This window comes from Flavobacterium crocinum (assembly GCF_003122385.1).
Lineage (GTDB): Bacteria > Bacteroidota > Bacteroidia > Flavobacteriales > Flavobacteriaceae > Flavobacterium > Flavobacterium crocinum.
Genome location: NZ_CP029255.1, coordinates 3,880,884 through 3,900,811, shown reverse-complemented (window position 1 = coordinate 3,900,811; position 19,928 = coordinate 3,880,884). Strand labels below are relative to the sequence as shown.

The 19,928-nt window shown below is 37.8% G+C and carries 14 protein-coding genes and 1 pseudogene; 5 read left to right on the top strand and 10 right to left on the bottom strand.

The genetic code is table 11. From position 1 onward, the window contains the following. Window positions 1-20: 20 nt before the first annotated feature. From HYN56_RS17310 to HYN56_RS17305, 3 genes are all read right to left on the bottom strand, one after another. Window positions 21-6,167, bottom strand: coding sequence for a M4 family metallopeptidase (locus HYN56_RS17310; RefSeq protein ID WP_109193323.1), 6,147 nt, complete (start codon window positions 6,165-6,167; stop codon window positions 21-23). Window positions 6,168-6,266: 99 nt separating this feature from the next. After that, window positions 6,267-6,404 (bottom strand): hypothetical protein, encoded by a 138-nt coding sequence (locus HYN56_RS25100; RefSeq protein WP_167398330.1) that lies wholly within the window; start codon window positions 6,402-6,404, stop codon window positions 6,267-6,269. Window positions 6,405-6,567: 163 nt separating this feature from the next. Next, a complete protein-coding gene (locus HYN56_RS17305) occupies window positions 6,568-8,193 on the bottom strand; it encodes a tetratricopeptide repeat protein (RefSeq protein WP_109193322.1) in 1,626 nt (541 codons plus the stop codon). 370 nt (window positions 8,194-8,563) lie between these two features. Between HYN56_RS17305 and HYN56_RS17300 the strand changes: the two genes are divergently transcribed. Genes HYN56_RS17300 through HYN56_RS17290 form a run of 3 tightly spaced genes read left to right on the top strand, consistent with a single transcriptional unit; the run spans window position 8,564 to window position 9,342 of the window. After that, on the top strand, window positions 8,564-8,854 hold the full coding sequence (locus HYN56_RS17300) for a transposase (protein WP_109193321.1): 291 nt from the start codon (window positions 8,564-8,566) through the stop codon (window positions 8,852-8,854). Window positions 8,855-8,901: 47 nt separating this feature from the next. Continuing rightward, the gene (locus HYN56_RS25320) at window positions 8,902-9,198 is read left to right on the top strand and encodes an IS3 family transposase (RefSeq protein WP_109193320.1); all 297 of its coding nucleotides are present in this window, start codon (window positions 8,902-8,904) and stop codon (window positions 9,196-9,198) included. Then, a complete protein-coding gene (locus HYN56_RS17290) occupies window positions 9,199-9,342 on the top strand; it encodes a DDE-type integrase/transposase/recombinase (RefSeq protein WP_109193319.1) in 144 nt (47 codons plus the stop codon). A gap of 107 nt (window positions 9,343-9,449) precedes the next feature. Here HYN56_RS17290 and HYN56_RS17285 read toward each other — a convergent pair whose 3' ends face one another. The 7 genes and pseudogenes from HYN56_RS17285 to HYN56_RS17250 form a co-directional block, all read right to left on the bottom strand. Then, window positions 9,450-9,911 carry a hypothetical protein gene (locus tag HYN56_RS17285; protein ID WP_146194605.1) on the bottom strand — a complete coding sequence of 154 codons (462 nt, stop codon included), beginning with the start codon at window positions 9,909-9,911 and terminating at the stop codon, window positions 9,450-9,452. Between the two features lie 78 nt (window positions 9,912-9,989). Further along, window positions 9,990-11,045, bottom strand: coding sequence for an HAD family hydrolase (locus tag HYN56_RS17280; RefSeq protein ID WP_109193317.1), 1,056 nt, complete (start codon window positions 11,043-11,045; stop codon window positions 9,990-9,992). 317 nt (window positions 11,046-11,362) lie between these two features. Then, window positions 11,363-12,967 (bottom strand): arylsulfatase, encoded by a 1,605-nt coding sequence (locus tag HYN56_RS17275; RefSeq protein WP_109193316.1) that lies wholly within the window; start codon window positions 12,965-12,967, stop codon window positions 11,363-11,365. A 798-nt stretch (window positions 12,968-13,765) separates the two neighbouring features. After that, a pseudogene (locus HYN56_RS17270) lies at window positions 13,766-14,410 on the bottom strand (IS6 family transposase); the annotation flags it as partial. Window positions 14,411-14,921: 511 nt separating this feature from the next. Then, window positions 14,922-15,428 (bottom strand): response regulator, encoded by a 507-nt coding sequence (locus HYN56_RS17260; protein WP_109193313.1) that lies wholly within the window; start codon window positions 15,426-15,428, stop codon window positions 14,922-14,924. 193 nt (window positions 15,429-15,621) lie between these two features. Next, on the bottom strand, window positions 15,622-17,034 hold the full coding sequence (locus HYN56_RS17255; RefSeq protein ID WP_109193312.1) for an SDR family oxidoreductase: 1,413 nt from the start codon (window positions 17,032-17,034) through the stop codon (window positions 15,622-15,624). A 12-nt stretch (window positions 17,035-17,046) separates the two neighbouring features. After that, window positions 17,047-17,730 carry an SDR family NAD(P)-dependent oxidoreductase gene (locus HYN56_RS17250; protein WP_109194855.1) on the bottom strand — a complete coding sequence of 228 codons (684 nt, stop codon included), beginning with the start codon at window positions 17,728-17,730 and terminating at the stop codon, window positions 17,047-17,049. Between the two features lie 244 nt (window positions 17,731-17,974). Here HYN56_RS17250 and HYN56_RS17245 point away from each other — a divergent pair, with 244 nt between their 5' ends. Continuing rightward, window positions 17,975-18,265, top strand: a complete 291-nt coding sequence (locus HYN56_RS17245; RefSeq protein ID WP_109193311.1) for a TIGR03643 family protein — start codon at window positions 17,975-17,977, stop codon at window positions 18,263-18,265. Between the two features lie 124 nt (window positions 18,266-18,389). Continuing rightward, complete coding sequence (locus HYN56_RS17240) at window positions 18,390-19,898, top strand: sensor histidine kinase (protein WP_109193310.1); 1,509 nt, start codon at window positions 18,390-18,392, stop codon at window positions 19,896-19,898. Window positions 19,899-19,928: the final 30 nt, after the last annotated feature.

The window sequence follows — 19,928 nt, the reverse complement described above, 5'->3', positions numbered from 1 at the left end:
CGTTTCTATCTGTAATTTTGTTACTTCTTGATAATTTTAGTTGTGTACTTTTTACCTTGTACTGTACAATCTAAAACATACACGCCCGCAGGTAATTCACTAATATTTATTGTCGACGGCATGCTAGAATAGTTTTTATTCCATAATACATTACCATTCATACCATACAATTTTATTTGTGTTTGTCCATCAACATTTTCTGCAAGGAAGATATTTGCCGTGTCAACAATCGGATTCGGGAAAACTCTGAACGGATTTGTTAATTTTCCGATAATCAAACCTTTAGAATCGATTGGTTCTGACATGCTGCTGCAGCCATTACTATTTGTGGTCTGAAGACTGTATATTCCTTCCCAAATTGCCACAATTGTTTTATGAGTTGCGTTTGGAATGATTCTTCCATTTAAATACCATTGGTAAGCAGGAGCATCAGCCGTTGCAGCAATTTTCTTTTCGCCTACAACTTCAATTTGAGGTGCAATATTTTCAAGAACTGTAATTGTTGTGTTGAAAATTTTACCTAATCCATTTTCATTGTAAACGGTTACATAATAATCACCGCTTTCTGTTGTGCTGTAAGTTGGATCGGTTGAACCGTCGAACCATTCGTAGGCTTTGTATTTTCCTGGATTTAAAACCACTATTGGCCCACAAACATCTCCACTTACTAGTTCAGATTCAAAAGTGTCAAATGTTACATTTACTTTTTCTGTAATTGAACATCCGTTTTTCAAAATAGCGGTTACAATATAATCACCGGCTTTTGTTACTTCGATAGCAGAAGTATTTTCTCCCGTACTCCATTTATATGAAGTTGCATCAAGTTCTCTGATTAACAAATTAGATTCGGCATTAAGATAAACGCTTTTTCCTGCGTACCCGTGGACTGATGGATTGTCAAATAATTTAAAATCTCCTGCCACTCCCTGATAGGTATAATCCTCAATTGTATTATTCTGGGCAATGATGTCATTTTCTAATTTTGCTGTAAAATTGAAAACTTGGGAATCACCATTCTGAATTAATTTTGGTTTTGTTTTAAAAGTATATTCAATACTTCCTCCCACTGGAATTCCTGCCGCCACCGCTTCTGAGATTTTCTCTGAAGTATTCAAATATTCTACTTCTACCTCAATAGAATTCTCTTTAATAGCAATCTGACCTTCATTTGTCAATTTAACTTTATATTCTTCGTTTCCGCAAACATCCTTTGGCGATAAAATCTGCATAGAAACATCTGTAACAGCCTCGTTAAAGACTTTTAAATCATCTAAAACCATGTATGAATAGCCATCTGACTTAGCGTGTCTGAAACGGAACATTACTGATTTTCCTTTATATCTAGTAATATTCAAATCGACTTTCTTCCACTCGGTGTCAACAAAAGAACCTTCTTTGTTTGTTCTCCATAATTCCGTCCAGGTACCTCCTACCGTTTTAATATCGACAAGGAAAATGTCATTAGCATTACTTTGCATTGCATAATAAAACTCAAAAGCGCTTGCATTCTCATCTAATTTATACATTGGAGAAACCAACTCGCTGTAATAAGACAAACCTTCCAGCTGGCTATAAAGCATGTTTGCCGCAGTATCTCCTGTATGATCTTTTTGAGGTACGGTCAAATATTCATTGTCCGGATTAACCACAACTCTCCATGGATAATTATCATCACTTAAACTCGAAACAAAACCTTTTTGCCCAAATAATGAACCGCTTGGTACAGTTGAGAAAGTTTCAACAGTAAATTCCGGTGCTTTTTCAATAACTTCAAAAGATCCTTTTAAAACCTGAGCCTGATCTTTAGACTCATTGGCTGTGAATGCTTTTACAGCAATATCATATTTGCCCGGAGCTAGTTTTGGCAAACCATCTATTTTGTATGTGATAGTTTGTCCAACTAGTATTTCCTCGCTTTTTTCAACAGAAACAGGTTTTCCAACAGCAGTTCCGTTTTGAGAAATTTGATATTCAATTGTAAATTTATCTAATGTTTTGTAAGCCGAATTTCGAAGGTTTATATTGAATTCATGTGAAGGTGCATCTTCGTAAACCGTTTCTGCAACGACTAAATTAGAAGGCCTTAAATTCGATTTAGCTTCTTTGATTTGGATATTATCTACTGCAAAGCCGTTCGCAAAAAATCCATTATCATTGTGTTGGAACGCTATCATTACGCAAGATTTTCCAGCATATTCTGTTAAATCAACACCATATTCCCACCAAGCGCCATAATATGGCGTGTGAAATACTTCTTTCCAGGTCTGACCTCCGTCTGTACTTACTTTTACATACCCATCTGACCACTGTTGAGGATCTCCAAAACCGTCAAATGATAAATGCGCTTCTTTATAATTTGTCAAATCAAATACAGGCGAAACCAGCATATCGTTCGATGAATCGCAATTGCATTTGTCATCATTACTAGCCATAAAATGAGTATGATCCTCAATAAACCATCCTGGCGAACCTAAATCGGCACGCTCTCCGTATTTCCAGCCGGCCGCTCCCTTATTTTCAGAAGTTCTCCAGCCTTTGTACTTAGAAGCATCTTCAAAATCCATTTTGTATGGCAGTACAGATACTTTCATGTCATCATTGTTCCAATTGTCATATGTAAGTACATAGGAATTATTGGCTTGCTTTACATCTTGCAGCATATCTTCCGGGAAGACAGAAACTGCTACAGTATGCTCGCCTTCAGTTTTCAAATTGATATTTGGAACGCTTATCGTAATTGTATCTTTAAATTTAGCAAAAACTAAAGTTCTCTTTTCTGTCTGTGAAAAAATTTCATTTTGAGCGGCATCCAGAATTTTAGTCGTAACATTTACGGCCTGGCTAGCTGTAGCAAAATTGTTAGTCACTTTAATACTTACGGCAGCATTATTATTGTTGATGTCGCATTTACCAGCGTCTAATTTCGCAGATACTACTTCTAAATCATAGGGTGCGTCTTTCACTAAAATATTATCTATAAATCCTCCTATAAAGCCGTCATAATAGTCATCAGATTTTACACGAAAACGAATTGCAGCTTTTTTTCCGGCAAGTTCATTTAAACGTATTTGATAAGGGTCTTTTCTCAGACTATTATTTACCCCTGTAAACCAGCCGCCATCAAATAGATCATTGTTATGTTCTGTTTCCGGATAATTAACTGTAGTTACTTTTTTCCAGTTTTTGCCTTTATCTTCAGAATATTCAACAATTAAACCGTCATATGTTCTATGCAGTAAATAATATAAATCGAACTCAACATATGGAGAAACCACATTAGTAAAATCAAAGATTGGCGATTCTAAAACGAAATCAGAATTAAGTCCCATTCTGTCATTGCTTTTAAAGTCTACCATTCCCCACATATACTGCGACTTAACAGATCTAAATGATGCCGGATAATTCTGAAATATGAATTTCTGGTTTTCACTCAAAGCCTTTGAATTCCATCCTCCAGGAGTTCTTTCAAAGCCTTGAACATATGGGAATTGAGTAACAGTACCACTGTAAGCAGCATTCAAAATACTGTTATTTGCTGTAACGGGATCTTTATCAAATGTTACATAAGCTTCGTACGTATGCAAGCCAATTGCTGATAAATCTACTGTTGTGTCAAATGGAATTTTGATTTCTGATTTTCCTTTAAAGTCTGTCTCTAAAGTAATATCTTTCCAAACAGTAACACTTCCCGGAGTCGTATCTGCATATCCAATTTTTAACTTAGTTCCAGCCGGAATATCCTGACAGCCTAAATTATATAGCGAAATTGCCAAAGTATGATTTGCTGTAAGCGCATCACCTGTATAATCCGGAATCTCCAGATTTGTTACTTTAATATCAAAATCTTTTTGAGCTGCTGGAACTATGATTTGTGAAGTAAACGAATACCCATCTTTTTGGCCAAATTCAGCAATTGGGTTAAGATCCATTTTCACTTCTATGTAATTTGTGGCACCTCCCACCTGATATGGAATATTATCTTTAATTTCGATAGTAATTTCTTCTCCAACACCTAGATCCTTATCAAAAGTAACTGTACCATCATTAGAATAAAACTCAATAAGTCTGCCTAAAGCACCTGCCATTGCTCTCAATTTGTAATTTAGAACTTCGTTTGCTTTAATTAGAGTGGATCCAGTATTTTTAAGAGTCACATAAAAAGGTTCATCACCTTTTAATTGCCCACATGGCAAAGAAGGATCTTGAACAGAAACAAGCGAAAGCTGTTTATCTGAATAAGCAGCGCCAACACCAATTGCATACCATGCATTGGTAACTTGTTTGTATTCTTCAGAACCTAGTCCGTACAAATCTTCTGCAACCAATAAAGAAGCCTGACGCATGTCGCTAAAATTTGAAGAAGGCGACAAATATTCTGTAAGCGTTAGATATGCAATTTTCTCTGCTTTAGCTAAACCAAGGCCTTTAATAGTATAGCTATTGTCAAGATCATTAACTCCTTGTCCACCTTCGACCAAAAGATAATACCAATAGTTGGTAATTCCGCTGTTTTGGTGAACACCGCCATTATCATAACTTGTATTTGCAGGATCTGCCCAAAATTCGCCTCCGTAAGTATCAGGCTGGCCGGCCGCTTTTGGGTCTGCCATGCTTCTCAAACTTCCGTGTTTGTACAATTCATCACCCAGCATCCAAATGTCATTCTTAGAATCTTTTCCAGCGTACAGCTCAATAGAAATACCAAAAATATCACTGAATGATTCATTCATAGCTCCAGATTCTCCAAGATAAATCAAACCGGCTGAAAATTGCGTTACCGCGTGTGTCATCTCATGACCCGTAATTCCTAAACTCACAAAAGGCTGCGTATCTCCATCGCCAAACTGTGCCCATCCGCCAGTCCACGATGCATTTTGAACATGAGTTCCTAAATGCGCAAGTCCAAAAATGGTCATTCCTTTATCATCAACACTATTACGGTTAAATTTTTCTTCGTAATAGTTTAATGTTGTTTGCAATCCCCAATGAATATCAATCGCCGCTTCATCGTGATCTTTGTTGTATAAATCATTCCAGTTGTTATCCTCATCAATATATTCTGTAAGCACTTCATCAGATGCATGCTCGGCATGATTCATATTTAAAGTATAAATCGGCACTTTGAATTTACCCTCTAAAGTTTCCAATTTATAACCTTCAGCATATTGAGTCGTTCCAAAAGTAACGTTTCCTGCAAATCTTGCTTTTCCATTACCAATAGCTGCTCGGCCATCAACAGGAGCAGAAGAAGCTGAACGAACATCTCTGTTTAAATCAATCTTTAAAATTGTTTTACCAGAATTTGCGTCAACGTAAATAGTTTGGCTCGATTGCGGATTAGTTGCAAAAACATCGTACTTCCAAGCCAAATGATATTCTTTCAATTCAGAAGAAAAACTTGGCCCTACGTAAACCAGTTCACCTTGCGGTTTTTGGCTTATTTTTTTATTCACCAAAGAGCTTAATTTTTTGCTTTGCCAAAGATATTCTTTGGCGTTTACATCTTTCAAGGCATATTCTAACCCTTGAGAAGCATTTACTTTATAAGAACTGTTAGCAGGAAGTTTGCTGGTAATTTGCCCAAAAGCATCAATTTTGGTTTTGTTCTCTCTGACTTTATAAATAGCTCCTTCTACAGGAATAGAATTATGCAATTGCTGATAGGTAGCCAGACTTCTGCCATTTTTGTCTGAAACAGATTTCAATTGCATTTTATCTGAACTGCTTAGCCCAAAAGCGGCTTTTTTAACTTCAAAAACATTTCTGGAAGTTAAATTTGCAGATTTTGCAAAAGACTTGACCTTCAAAATACTATCCTGGGCAGTTGCTTTACTTTTAGCCGAACTTGCATTTGGTTTAAAAAGCTTTTGGCTTGCCTTAAATTGCTGATTAACGGCTTCACTTTCTTTTTGTGAAAGTTTCTTACCATTAATATCTTCTTGTTTTGGAAGAAGAGGATCATTGGCGTCAGCTTCCTGAAAAGCATTTGAATCGCTTGTTTTCTTAGAAACTTGATCCTTTGTTGTGGTTTTTCCTGGCGTTTGAATCGCCATTTGCACATTAGCCGATTTGTTTTTTTGCAAAGGCGACTGAGCCATTCCAAAGGAAAAGACAAAGAAACTCAACAAAACAAACAAATACCTGGGCTTAGAGTAGGTTTGGTTCATTTTTTTAATTTAAAAGTTAATATTAAGGTTGTTTGATTAAATGAAAACTCACGTTTTTTTTTAGGGTTGATAACAAGCAACAAAAGCAAATGCTAAAAATCATCCTGGAGGCTGATTATTAGAATTTGCTTTTGTAATTTTTTGTAGAATTTTTAAGAGTGCACTCTTCTTTGTTTTTGTTTCTTCCAGTAGCTCATCCAGACTTTTAGTCTGTTCCTTTTTTTTCTTAGTATTCATCCAATCCTTTTTTATAATAGATTCGGCGAATATAAAGTGAGACTCAGAAATGCTAAAAAAAAGGAGTTATGTAAAAACATTCGCGGGCAAAAAAAGTACCCTTCAAAAACATTCTTTTTTACATAACACACAATAAATCAAACACTTAATTTTTAAATTATTTTTATGACTCGTTGTGTTTTAGCGTAGTTAAATAAGTAGATAGATTTACTTTCTCGTTGGTTAAATCAAACTTTTTGCGAAGTCTTGCTCTGGCGCTTTCGATAGATTTGTACGATTGTCCTGTTATTTGGCAAATTTCTTTTGTAGTTAAATCAAGATACAGCAGTGCACATAATCTTCGGTCTTTTGGAGTTAGTGAAGGATAGTCAACTGCAAGTTTATCGAAGAAAGATTTATGAACCTGCTCAAAACTTATTTCAAATTCCTTCCAGATATCTGTATTTAAGTCTTTTTCCAGACGTTTTAAAACTATGTCGATCGCATTTTGCATTTCTTTATTGGCCGTTTGGAGCTTGATCTTCTTCAGATCTGTCAGGATTTCATTGATATTGTCTGTACGATGTATTTCCGACATTGCTTTTCCGATCAAAACCATGTTTTTTGCTTCCAGACTTTGTTTTAGTTCTTGCTGTTTGGCTTTTAGCTTCTCTTTTTCTAATTGATTCTTAATATTTCTGTTACGATAACGAATTAATAAAAGAATCAAAGTCAAAATCCCGACAACTAGAATTAATCCAACAACATAATATTTAAATCTTGTTTTTTCTTCGACTAAGGATCTAATTTGGCTTCGTACTTTATAATCTTGCTCGAGCCTTATTCGTTCAAGATTTACGGCTTTCTGCTCTATGTCGATACTGTCGCTTATCTGGTTGTATTTCTGAAAATAATGTACTGCATTTTTATAATCTTCTTTACCTAGATAAGCTTCATAGAGTATTTTATTTAAACGCATGCTTGAAAAACCAAATGCTTTTTCTTTATTGTATCCTAAAGCTTTTTTGGCGTTTTCAATAGAATTTTCAAACCTCCTGTCTTTTAAATTATATTCAGAAAAAGATTCGTAAACAAATGACTTTAGAGAATTGTCAGTAATTGAATCTAAAAGAGAAAAAGCTTTTTCAAAATAGAATTTTGTGTTTTTCTGATTCTTTTTTAAAGTATAAGTCCTTGCTAAATTGGTATAAATATATACGGCCAAAGTATTATCCTTTAATTTAGTAGTAATCAAATGGGCTTTCTGATAATAATGCAATGATGAATCGGCATTTTTATCAAGATAAATTGTTCCAATATTATTTAGGATTTTAACGAGCTTCGCAGAATCCTTCTTCGCTTTTTGATATTTGTAAACATGAGAAAAAAACTTCAAAGCTTTTTCTTGATTATTACTTTTAGCATATACAATGGCAAGATTGTTTTCTGTATTTGCAATTTCCTGAACATTGTTTTTCTCTTTATAGATATCGTATGATTTTAAGTAGTATTGAAGAGCAACATCTAAAACATCTTTTGAATAGTACAGGTCTCCGGCAGTTGTATATATTCCAGCTAAAGTTTCTGCTGGCTTTACTGTTTTCTTGGCTTCACTTTCTGCTAACTCAATATATTTTATCGCTCTATTCCAGTCAGTAGACTGCAATTGAGTTGCTATTATTCGACATAAATTGACCTTTTTTTCATGATCATCAATAGCATTTAAGCTGTCAATCAATTCTTTTGTTGAAGATTGAGAATGAAGAAAAAAAGAAGTAAAAAGTAAGAATATAGGTAGTACTCGTATCATTATGTTCGAAAATTCTTGGAAATTTATGCAAATTTAGAGAAAATAAATATTCTTAATAGATTAACAGAAGCTTTATTGGGATTTATAAAACCTTGAACTAAGACAAGGTGGAAAATCAAATTTAGAGAAGACACAATTACAATATTGTGATGCGAACATTTTTAGAATAATAATTTACTTTTAATATACTTTTTTACAATCAAAAATTTGGAGTTGATGCCTTTTTGTGACTAAAAATTAAGATTGGAGTTGCTACCTTTTTCGCGACTAAAAGCTTAGACAGTATCGATCAGAAAGTGTAAAAAAGTAGGATGCAGTACTTAGAATTTCTTATTGAAAGCTAACTTTATGAATTCTTATTTTTACAGGCATGAAAAATACGAGGAGAACCTTTACTTTAGGCTTCAAGATTCTGGAAGCCACCATGAGCAGCCACTGCGGAAGCGTCTCTGAGGTGGTAAAAGAGCTCAATATCAGCACAAGCACACTGCAGCAATGGAAAAAGCTCTATCAGGAAGGCAGATTTAACATTAAAAGAACCTCAGCTGAAGCATCTCATATAAATGAGTTAATTAAACTGCGAAAACGGATCAAAGAGCTGGAAATTGAAAGAGACATCCTAAAAAAGTGTCAAAATATCTTCTCCAAGAGCGGCGGGTGAAATATGAATTCATCAGAGAAAACTCGAAATAATTTCCCGTTGAGAAGATGTGCCGGATTTTTCAGATCCACAAAAGCAGTTTTTTCCGATGGCGCAAAAGAATACCCACCGCAGGGGCCCAGCGAAAAACTTTCGTCATAAACGAAATTATTAGAATCTACCAATGGAGCCAGTGCCGATACGGAAGTCCGAGAATTGCTAAAGAATTGGATACTATCGGGATAAAAGTTTCCAGGAAATTTGTCGGTGAGATCATGAAGGAAAACCATCTGAGCAGCATTGCAAAATCGAAATACAAAAGGACTACTAACTCATTCCTCAATAGCAAGGTCGTCGAAAACTGATTGGAACAGATTTTTAAAGCAGGCAGAAATAATGAAGTCTGGGTTTCTGATATGACCTACGTAGAAACAGAAGAAGGCTGGCTGTATCTCACTGTGGTGCTAGATCTTTTTGACCGCAAAGTGATCGGCTGGTCCATCAGCTAAACAATGAAAGCAAAAGAGACTAGCATTGCTTCTTTGACAAAAGCTCCATACGTGTCATTTCCAGATATGGAGAAAAAATTTTCCCATATCCAATACATCTGCCATTTTCAAAGATCCGTGAAAATTACTGTGAAAGCCGGCCCGATACTCCACTGGGGAGAACCCAGCTGGTCGTCGGTTCTTGTAGGGATCTGAATATTCCATCCCGCACCAAACTCCCCCCAGCCTTTCTTGGTGAGGAGAAAAAACCTATTCAAAGTCAGATCTCCCAATCCAGTTTTGCCGTCTGGCGCCGTATTTAAAAAAGTAATAACCCTTATCAGCTGCGGCACTTTTATTAAAAATCCTTCTTTCAAAGGAATTATCCCCCTAAAACGAAAATTTTGTGCGAATCCATCCTGTCCCTCAGTCTTAAAAATTGCATATTCTTCCAATTGCAGCTGCCTGGCTAAAGTGGTGGGATTCATCACTTCCTGCGATAGTTTTACCGAAGTGGCACCGCTCTGCAGTTCCTTGTTTTCTTCAGTTTCCTGCGCAGCCCCAGCAATGCACCCCGCGAAGAGCATCACTAATCACGCAGCATAGTCTCTGGAGCCTTCTGCTTCCCGGTTAAATATTTTTAATTTCATAGCTTGCATTTTAATTAGTTAATTGCCAGGAAAAATCACTTTCCAATCCTTTTTCATGTCCGCAAAAGCCCAATTTTTAGCCTTTCCCTCGTCAAGCCCTTTATCGAGTGTACCCACTGGAGATTTTCTGTCATATGCCCATTCGCGGATAGAATCTGTGTGGTGGACATACAATTCAAAATTCTTGTATTTATTGGAAGCCGCCCACTGCAGCATCTGAAGGTCGCCGTCTGAATTTCCTGCCGAGAAAACCGGTTTTTTTCCAATATACTTTTCTATTGCAACTGGTTTTCCCTCTTTGTCATCATTAAAATCCAGGGCAGGCAGTTTTGTTATCACCGGTTTGCCATTGTTGTAGTCATATTTCGCCTGGAGTGTGCTGCCCACAATCTGGTCTTTTGGGATTCCGTAGACGTCCTCAGCCCATGCGCGCATGAAATCAATACCGCCTCCTGAAACAATAAATACTTTGAATTGGTTATCCTGCAGATATTTGACCAATTCAAGCATAGGCTGGTAAATGAGTTCTCTGTAAAGTTTTTTCTTTGTCGGATGCTTCGCCGTGCTGATCCATCTGCCTACGCTAGCCTCAAATTCATCGGTAGACATTCCCGCATGGCTGACGGCCACTATCTGCATCAATCCTGCTTTGCCCTGCTTCATCAGTTCCCCCATATTATTTTCCAGCACTGCTTTAAAAGGCTGCTTGCTCTTCCATTCCAGATGTTTGGGAGCTAAGGCTTTGACCTGATCCAAGGCGAAGAAAAGCTGGAAATAAAAAGGCTGTTCAGCCCATAAAGTACCGTCATTGTCAAAAGTTGCGATGCGGTCCTTTACAGGTATAAAATTAGGGCTTTCTGTATTGGTTACATCTTTTACATAGGCAATGATGTCCTGTTTTACTTTTGTATCGTTCCATGATGGCAGATGATCACCGCTTGAGACGGCTGTCGGAGCTTTTTCCTTGGCGGTACTGTCTTCTTTAATCCCTTCTTTTTTGCATCCTGCTGCAGCGATCAGCAAAACAACGGAAAGGAATAATTTAAGGCCTGCTGTATTATTTACTTTTTTCATCTTATCTGATTTAATTTTGCTCGTGGTCAAAATATGACCTTAATAAAAATTTGAAATCTTTCATTCCCTTCTTTATTAAGCTAAAGTTAAGGCACTACATAACGATTTGAGAGGCTTTTTTTGCTCTTCCCTGCCATTTCCAAACCTCAAACATTCTCGCTTGCTTCATATGCTTCTGCATGCTAAGAAACCTTTGAGGGACGGCATTAGAAAAAGAGCCAGCTGCTTATACGCAAGCATAGCTGGCCCTTTCTTAAAACAAATCACATATTTCATGGCAGCCAAATAATAGCTTTCAATCTTCAGCCGATATTTTATCACCCGCCTCCGCTTCTTTTTGCAGTAGTTGTGGCTTTAAGTTTTTCCTGAACATTTTTCATCATTATGTAATCATTGATTGTTATTGGTCCAGGATACATTTGGCTCTGCAATGGACTTGGCGGATATTTTTCATATGTTTTGACAAAATCCGCAAGAATGTTTTGAACAGTTGGCAAAAACCATGTCTTCTCGGTAAAGTTATTCATAAACAAATCATAGCGTTCTTGGGGATCTGCCCATAAATCAAATATCTGCGGTACGGTAGCCACATAACTTGCTGGCCCTTTCCACCCTAAATTGGCATCTACTGCCAGACCTCCCGTATGGGCGCCATCATCGCCACGCAGATTAAATACCGCCTTGAATTTACCAATTCGGATTGCTCCCGGAGCCAATTCGTCTTCCGTAAAATAAAGCCACATATTTCTTTTTGATTTGCCTGTGCCAAATAAAACCGGCGACATATCATAGCTGTCAAAAATAGTCGGTTTTCCTTCCCTGTCTACAGTTGGCAGCTCCTGTCCTGATAAAGCGGCAAATGTTGCCATAAAATCAAGTGTTCCTAAAATGTCACTGTTCTTACTGTTTGCCTTGATTTTCCCTGGCCACCAAGCCAAGGTCGGAATACGGCTTCCCCCTTCACGGTCTGTCCCTTTAGTTCCTCTGAAAGGCGTATAGCCGCAATCAGGGTATACATCCTGCCAAGTGCCGTTATCAACTGTGTAGATAACCAAAGTGTTTTCAGCAATTCCAAGATTGCGCACCTCGTCCATAATGCGGCCTATTCTTGAATCCAGTTCGACAATACAGTCGGCATATTTATTTTTTCCGGCAGATTTCCCCACATAATCCGGATGAGGCAGGTTAGGCTGGTGGTTTTTGGCAAAAGAAATTTCCATAAAAAAAGGCTTGTCCTTTTTAGCATTCTCTTTCAGCCATTTAATGGATTCCTCTTCCGTATACTGATCTAAAAATGGAATCACTTTTCCATCGATTTTTCTTACTTCTCTATAAGGTTTGCCTGCCTCTCCTTCGAGTGCGCCTTTAGTCCCTTTAACCCACGTTGCTCTGATATCATCCGGCATGTCCGCATTCCAATCCGGATCCGTATAGGTGTAGGCATTCAAGTGATATAATGTTACATTTTTCATCACATCAAAACCCTGCGCAATGGGCATAGAATAATCTTCCTCGCCAAGATGCCATTTCCCAGCGAAAAAAGTATTGTAATTTTTGCGTTTCAATAAAGACGCCAAAGTCCATTCGGCTTTTGGAAGCCCCCCTCCATCTCCTGGAAAAGCAACTGTTGTCATACCGCTGCGGTTGGGAATTCTTCCGGTTATCAGGGCAGCTCTCCCCGGTGTGCAGCTTGGCTGGCCGTAAAAGGACCAGAACTGCATTCCTTCGTTTGCCATGCGGTCGATATTAGGAGTGGCTGCGCCTCTGGCTTCCCCTCCACCATAAGGGCCTAAATCACCCCATCCTGTATCATCTGACAGCAGAATAATAATGTTCGGGCTTTTTTTCGTCTGGGCATCAATAGCAGCGCACGTAAATAACGAGAGCGCCAATATTGATAATAGATGTCTTCTTTTTTTCATAATAAGAGATTTATAATTATACTAGAGATTAATTTGTTATGTCATGGAAGAACTGATTAAAAAATGATTAAAGATTTTTTTGTGCTTAAGCGTCCGCTCATTTGCAAGGAATTATAAATTTAAAGAAAGAACCCACACAGAATAACGGTAAAAAGGTTTCATTTTATAATTTGCAACAAAAAAATAGAAAGTGCAACGAACTTATTTCCTCAAAATCGGATTTGAACTTACAGACTATGAGAGATTAGCCATTTATGCGATTTATTAAATCAGCCCATATTATGTCATGTTCCTATTTTGGAGTTGCTACCTTTTTCGCAACTAAAAGATTGGTGAGTGTTTATCTGAAGGAGTAAAAAAGAACCATATAGCACTTAGAATTTCTTATTGAAAGCTAACTTTATGAGTGCTAATTTTCACGGCATGACAAATACGAGAAGAACCTTTGCTTTAGGCTTTAAGATTCTGGTCGCCGCCAAGGGAAATAAATCAATTTTTAGCTTCTGTGGAAGAACAATAAATAAGTGGAAAAATATTTATTATTTTCATCAAAATCGGCAGAAATAATCATCAAATTTTGACCTAAATAATCTCAAAACTATTATTTAATTTTGCTAAAAACTTATTTAAGTTATCCATTTAAATGCTAAGTTATGTAGTTTCATTTTACAAGTATATTAATATTAATAGCTCCATTTATTGAATTAATGAAATCACATCTTTTAACGTTTTTTAACATTAAACCCGGTTCTGTCGCATCTGTCAGAATCAAATATAAAAATTGAAGTAATTTAAAAGTTAGCCCGCCAATTTACAGAATGATTTAAACATAGTTATCCCTGGTCTAACCATTTGATTCTTTCTCAGCATATGTACAACTTCAATTCCGCTCAATGTTCGTCTTGCCGATTCAAAACTTTTAAAGCCTAACCCATTTTGTATCCTCCATTTTATAAATCGATGGTCCTGTTCGACAATATTGTTAAGATATTTACACTGCCGGATTTTAATCTTTGTGAATGAACGTTTGTTATAGACTTTGATAGCGGCAGTATTAGAACCGCTTTTATCAATGTTTACTACTCTTGGTCTGTAGTTATTACTAATTGCTTTAATTAGAAATGACTGCGCACTCATTCTTTGTCTTTTTCTGGTCAAAAGAAAATCAACCGTATTGCCTAATTTATCTACTGCCTTATATAAATAACACCAAATACCTTTTACTTTGATGTAGGTCTCATCCAATCTCCAACTCTCCCCCACTCTGCCTTTTCTCTTCTTCATTTCTGCCTCAAGCAAAGGTGCAAACTTGTAAACCCAACGCTGAATCGTCGCATGATCCACAATGACTCCTCTAATCTTCATTAGTTCTTCAACATCACGGTAACTAAGTGTAAATCTTAGCTTGAAATATACTGCCTGAAGAATTATGTATTTTGGATAACAATGACCTTAGTATTCATCTTTTGATCGGTTTAAAATTCTAAAGATAAAAGTTATTCCCAGATGCGACAGAACCCAAAATAAGGTATTTGTACTTATCTCTTATGAAAAATGATTTAATAGATTTATGATTATAAAACTTACTTTGGAGTGGATACTTTTTTATAAGTACCTTAAGGTGGATCTTAAAATATTTCACCAGTATAAAGTTTTGCGACAAAATCGAGGCACGTGGTGCTTTTTGAAGCTAGAAACTTTGGAGTGGATACCTTTTTTGCCACAAAAAGTTAAGGCGGCTTTTAGCGATATTTAACCATTCTAAGTTTAAGGCAGATTCGTGGCACTTGGCATTTTTGAGAACTACAAAGTCATATAAATCAAGACCTAGCAGATTTAAGTTCGAAACTGCATTAGTCAAACCCATCAGGGGATCCAAAGGAAATCCAGCTTCTCCAGAAAAATGGCTAAAGCAGTATCGCAAGGACAAAATAAAGGTATAACACAGGTGGGCTTAAGAATCTCCCTGGGAGATGTTCTTTTCATAAACAAAAAATAAATTTTTAACCGGACCCAATAAAGCTTTGGCCCAGTGCAGAAAAAAGACCTTCTTTAGTACCAACACAAAGCCATTAAAAGAATTGGGCTTCTGGACATATAGGTCCGCCCCCTTATCAAAGGTGTCTTCAATATCTGCAGGATGATCCCAGGTGGAGAGCATAACGGCAGGAATGTCCCTTAACTCTTTGTCTCCCTTTATTTCTTCCAGCGCCTGCTTTCCGCCTTTAACAGGCATATTGACATCGATAAAAATAATATCCGGATCGGGCTGGGATTTATCTCTGAGTGTATCCACGAGTTCCTGCCCGTTTTCAAGGGCCGTTACCTCAGAGGGAACATCCGCCGCCTCCAGGGCATCGATGAATAATTCCTGGTCGTCCTTATCATCCTCGGCCAATAAGATTTTTACCGGCTCTTTTTCTTTTGGGCTTTCTGCATCCGGATTTTCATCAGTTATCATATTGAAGCGGTTTTATAATTTCCAAATGTACTAAAAATGCCCAAATGAAATTATGGCGTACAAAATTAATGCTCACAGGATCTCATTTTACAAACCTTTTTAAACTGCAGGATATTGAAAACAGCATTATATCAGTACAATACCCCCAGCTGTAAAATAGTCCGCAGGCCAAGCTCACATTATCCACAAACCCTTAAATGAGTTTTTTAAGCATGCCGTCAAATATAAAACCATGAAACGGCAGCACGGCATACCAGTATAGTCTTCCCATAAGCCCGTGGGGTTTAAAAGTGGCCGCCTGATATAAGGTATTGTTGATTATTTTAAATTCCAGCCAGGCTTCGCCCGGAAGTTTCATCTCGGCATACAAAACCAGTTTGCCCTGCTTCTTATCGGCATATACAACCCTCCAGAAATCCAGTGCATCCCCTGCATGTATCTGCGTTTTATGCGTCCTTCCCCTTCTGGTGCCCACACCGCCAAAAACCTTATCGATGAATCCGCGCAGCTCCCAGAGCCAGTCGGCGTAATACCACCCGGTCTCTCCTCCTATGGACCAGATCCGAGCAATTGTATATTCCCTGTTTATGACTGCTCTTTTTCTTCTGTCAATGTAACAGCCCTTTTTTGGGACCTTCAGGTATTGGGAAACATTTCCTTTGAACTGTCCGCTGACACGGGAGTCTTTCCAGCTCGAGATGATATCATCATCACTGATTTTTTTCAAAGCCCTCTCTAATGCCTGCCGGTAAGTAATAGGTGTAACGCCCAGCAGGCTGTTAATCCTGTTATCTCGGCAGATGACTTCCACTTTCATGCTGCTAACCAGCGCCGAGGCCAGCTTAAAGGAAGTTGAAGTCACAAAATACAGCCAGTAGGACGATAATTTTGGGGTCATCACCGGTACGGTGTAAATGTATCTCCGTAGTTTTTTTGCTCTGGCAAACTCCAGCAGCATTTCCTTGTAGGTCAAAATATCAGGTCCCCCGATATCAAAACTTTCACCATAAACTGCCGGATTTAACAGCGAGCGGATTAAAAACTCCAAAACATCGCTGATGGCAATCGGCTGGCATTTGGTATTGAGCCATTTTGGGGTAATCATAAGGGGCAGTTTATCCACCAGATCACGTATTATTTCAAAAGAGGCGCTTCCCGATCCTACTATTATTCCGGCCCGAAGCACCGTTAAGGGCAATGCTGCAGTCTTTAAAATATCTTCCACCGCCTTCCTTGATGACAAATGTTTGGATAATGACTTATCATTTACAATTCCGCTGAGGTAAATAATCTGTTTTGCATTTGTCTGGTTTATTTTTTCTATAAAATAATGTGCCGAAATGCTTTCCAGCTGATCATAATTGGAAGCGCCGGACATGGAATGGATCAGGTAATAGGCCGCGTCTATATCATCGGGAATACTCTTCAGGCTTTCCGGATCCAGAAAATCAGCTTCAATGACCTGTATTTTATTTTCAAATTGTTCAGGAAAGTAAAACCTGTTTTTATCCCGAACGCAGCAGATTACTTCATTTCCGTGATCCAGCAGCAAGGGCAGCAGCCTCTTGCCGATATAACCTGTAGCGCCTGTTAAAAGAATTTTCATCTCTGAGCTGTTTTACAATTTAAAGCTTACCAAACCATAATCCATCGCGAAAACCTGGCCTGAAATTGATGCTGCATCTTCAGAGATAAGATAGCCAGCCATACGTCCAACCTCCTCGGGTTTTAGATAATTTTTCAAGGGGTGTCGTTCCTTCATATTTTCCTTCATCCTGTCGTTTCTTAAAATAGATGCTGATAAAGAAGTCTCTGTAATAGTCGGGGCAATAGCATTGATACGGATTAACGGGGCAAGCTCGGCGCCGAGCGATTTAACCAGACCCTCTACTGCTGCTTTCGAGGCCGCAATACTGGCATGAAAAGGCATTCCGAGTTTTGCCGCAACACTGCTGAATAAAACAATAGAAGGGTTTTCCCCTTTCTTTAACGCAGGCAGATAATGCTGAATCACTTTGACTGCTCCCACCACATTAATTTCAAAATCATTTCTGAAATCATCCAGACTTAAGCCCAGAATGGGTTTCAGGTTTATAGATCCCGGACAATAAACCAGGGCATCCATACTTTCAAATTCAGGCAAAGGATCCCCGAGCACATCGATTGCAAAATGAATTAAATTCGGATGGGTAATATCAGGAGCTGTCCTGCTGATATTGATAATCCGGCAGTTTTCCAGATTCTGCATTAAAACAGCATTCCCTATTCCTTTACTGCCGCCAACAATTACAATAGTTTTCATTTTTTTAAGATTAAATTTAAGAGCTGGGAGGACTGTTTGTGCTATGATTGTCAATAAAATAAGATATTCTTTATTAATTATCAAAAAAGCTAAACTGTGTTTTAGCATAAAGTTATCTTAGTATCTTAAAGATAACAATTGTTTGACAATTTTAAATAAATATTAAACAAAATAAAAATTATTTTATCTAAATTAGCTATGCTCTTCTCAATTCTTCAAGGAGAATCCCTCAAAAAATACAATCATGAAAAAATTAAAACAGCAGTTTGCTGATCGTGACCTGGACCGCATTATTGAAATGGCATGGGAAGACAGAACCCCTTTTGAGGCTATTGAACACCAGTTTGCTCTTAAGGAAGCTGATGTAAAAACTTTAATGAAGAAGGAACTCAAAACCGGCAGTTATATACTTTGGCGTAAAAGGGTAGAAAATTGTAAAACAAAGCATCTGCAGAAACGCTGTGAGCAGATCAGCCGCTTTAAGTGCAGAGAGCAGCGGGGCATTTCCAATAACAAAATAGCAAAGAAGAAATAATAAAAATGATTACCTGCCAATTATTGGAATTATGATAAAAAATATGGAATCCCTGTAACAGGAAACTTTTTAAAAACCAGTATATTCGCCATTAAAGACCAAAACACTAATCAAACCTAACGCTATGTACCGAAATCCAGGGCTTCTACAAAATATAATTGATGCTATTCCCTTTCCCATCGGGGTATATGTGGGAGATAATTTAGAAATTGCACTGGCCAATGATGCCATGATCAAAACATGGGGCAAAGGAAATGATGTACTTGGAAAAACCTATCTGAGTGTTGTTCCTGAAATTGAAAACCAGCAGATTCTCGATGAGGCCCTTGGCGTTTTTAAAACCGGAACAGCTTTTCATGCTGTGGGCAGAAAAGTAGATCTGGTCATGCAGGGAATTATGACCGAATATTACTTTAATTATAGTTTTATTCCGCTTTTTGACGAGCATGGAAAAGTCTATGGCGTGCTTAACACCGGCGCTGACATCACAGATCTGCACAAAGCAAAAGAAGAAACCCTGAAAGCAAATGAAAAATTAACCATAGCCATAGAAAGTTCCGGGATAGGAAGTTATGAAATAGACCTTGAAACCAAAAAAATCAAGACTTCAGCAAATTTCAATACGATCTGCTCGATTGGAAGCGAAACAACAAATGACGATTTAATTGCAAAGCTGCACCCAGAGGACCTTCATGCGCGCGAAAAAGCCCATCAGCAGGCGGAGGCAACGGGAAAAATATGCTATGAGGCGCGGATTTTAAATGATGACGGCTCCTACCGCTGGGCTAAAATCAATGGAAAGATTATCAAGGACAAAGACGGGTCTGCAAAGACCATCATTGGTATTGTTCAGGATATACACGAGCATAAGGAATTTCAGGAGGAACTAAAAAAGCAGGTCGCAAGCCGTACAAATGAGCTCACGCGTTCCAATCGTGATCTGATGCATTTTGCCAGCGTAGTGAGCCACGATCTTCGAGAGCCGCTGCGAAAAATTAAAATTTTCAATACACTCTTACGAAATGACATAGAAGAAAATGTTAATGAAAAATCTAAAAAATACCTTCATAAAGTAAGCCAGTCTGCCCAGAGAATGGAAAATATCATAGAGGGAATTTTGACCTATTCCACCCTTGACAAAACTTCACAGGTTATAGAAACAATTAATCTTAATAAGGTTATTGAAGACATAAAAATAGACCTTGAGCTCATAATAAGGGAAAAAGGTGCTATTTTAGTTACTTCTGATCTTCCACAGATTCAGGGAGCGCCGATTTTAATTAACCAGCTTTTCTATAACCTCCTGCAAAATGCCTTAAAATTTTCCAAAGCGGACCAGCCTCCAAGGATTATCATAACAAGCAGCATCATCAATAGTGACGGCCAGGATTTTGTACAGATAAAAATAAAGGATAATGGTATTGGAATTGAGGCTGAATTTGCAGAAAAGATTTTTACGGCATTTGAAAGACTGCATTCCAAAGACCAGTACGAGGGAAATGGCCTTGGGCTTGCCCTGTGCAGAAAGATTGCCGAAAGGCATAATGGTAAAATAACTGCAGCCGGGGAAAAGGACAACGGCGCTGAATTTACGGTGACCCTTCCTTTACAACAAAAAGCCGATACGCTGTAGAAATTGAAATTTACAACTTCCCGCCGTTAG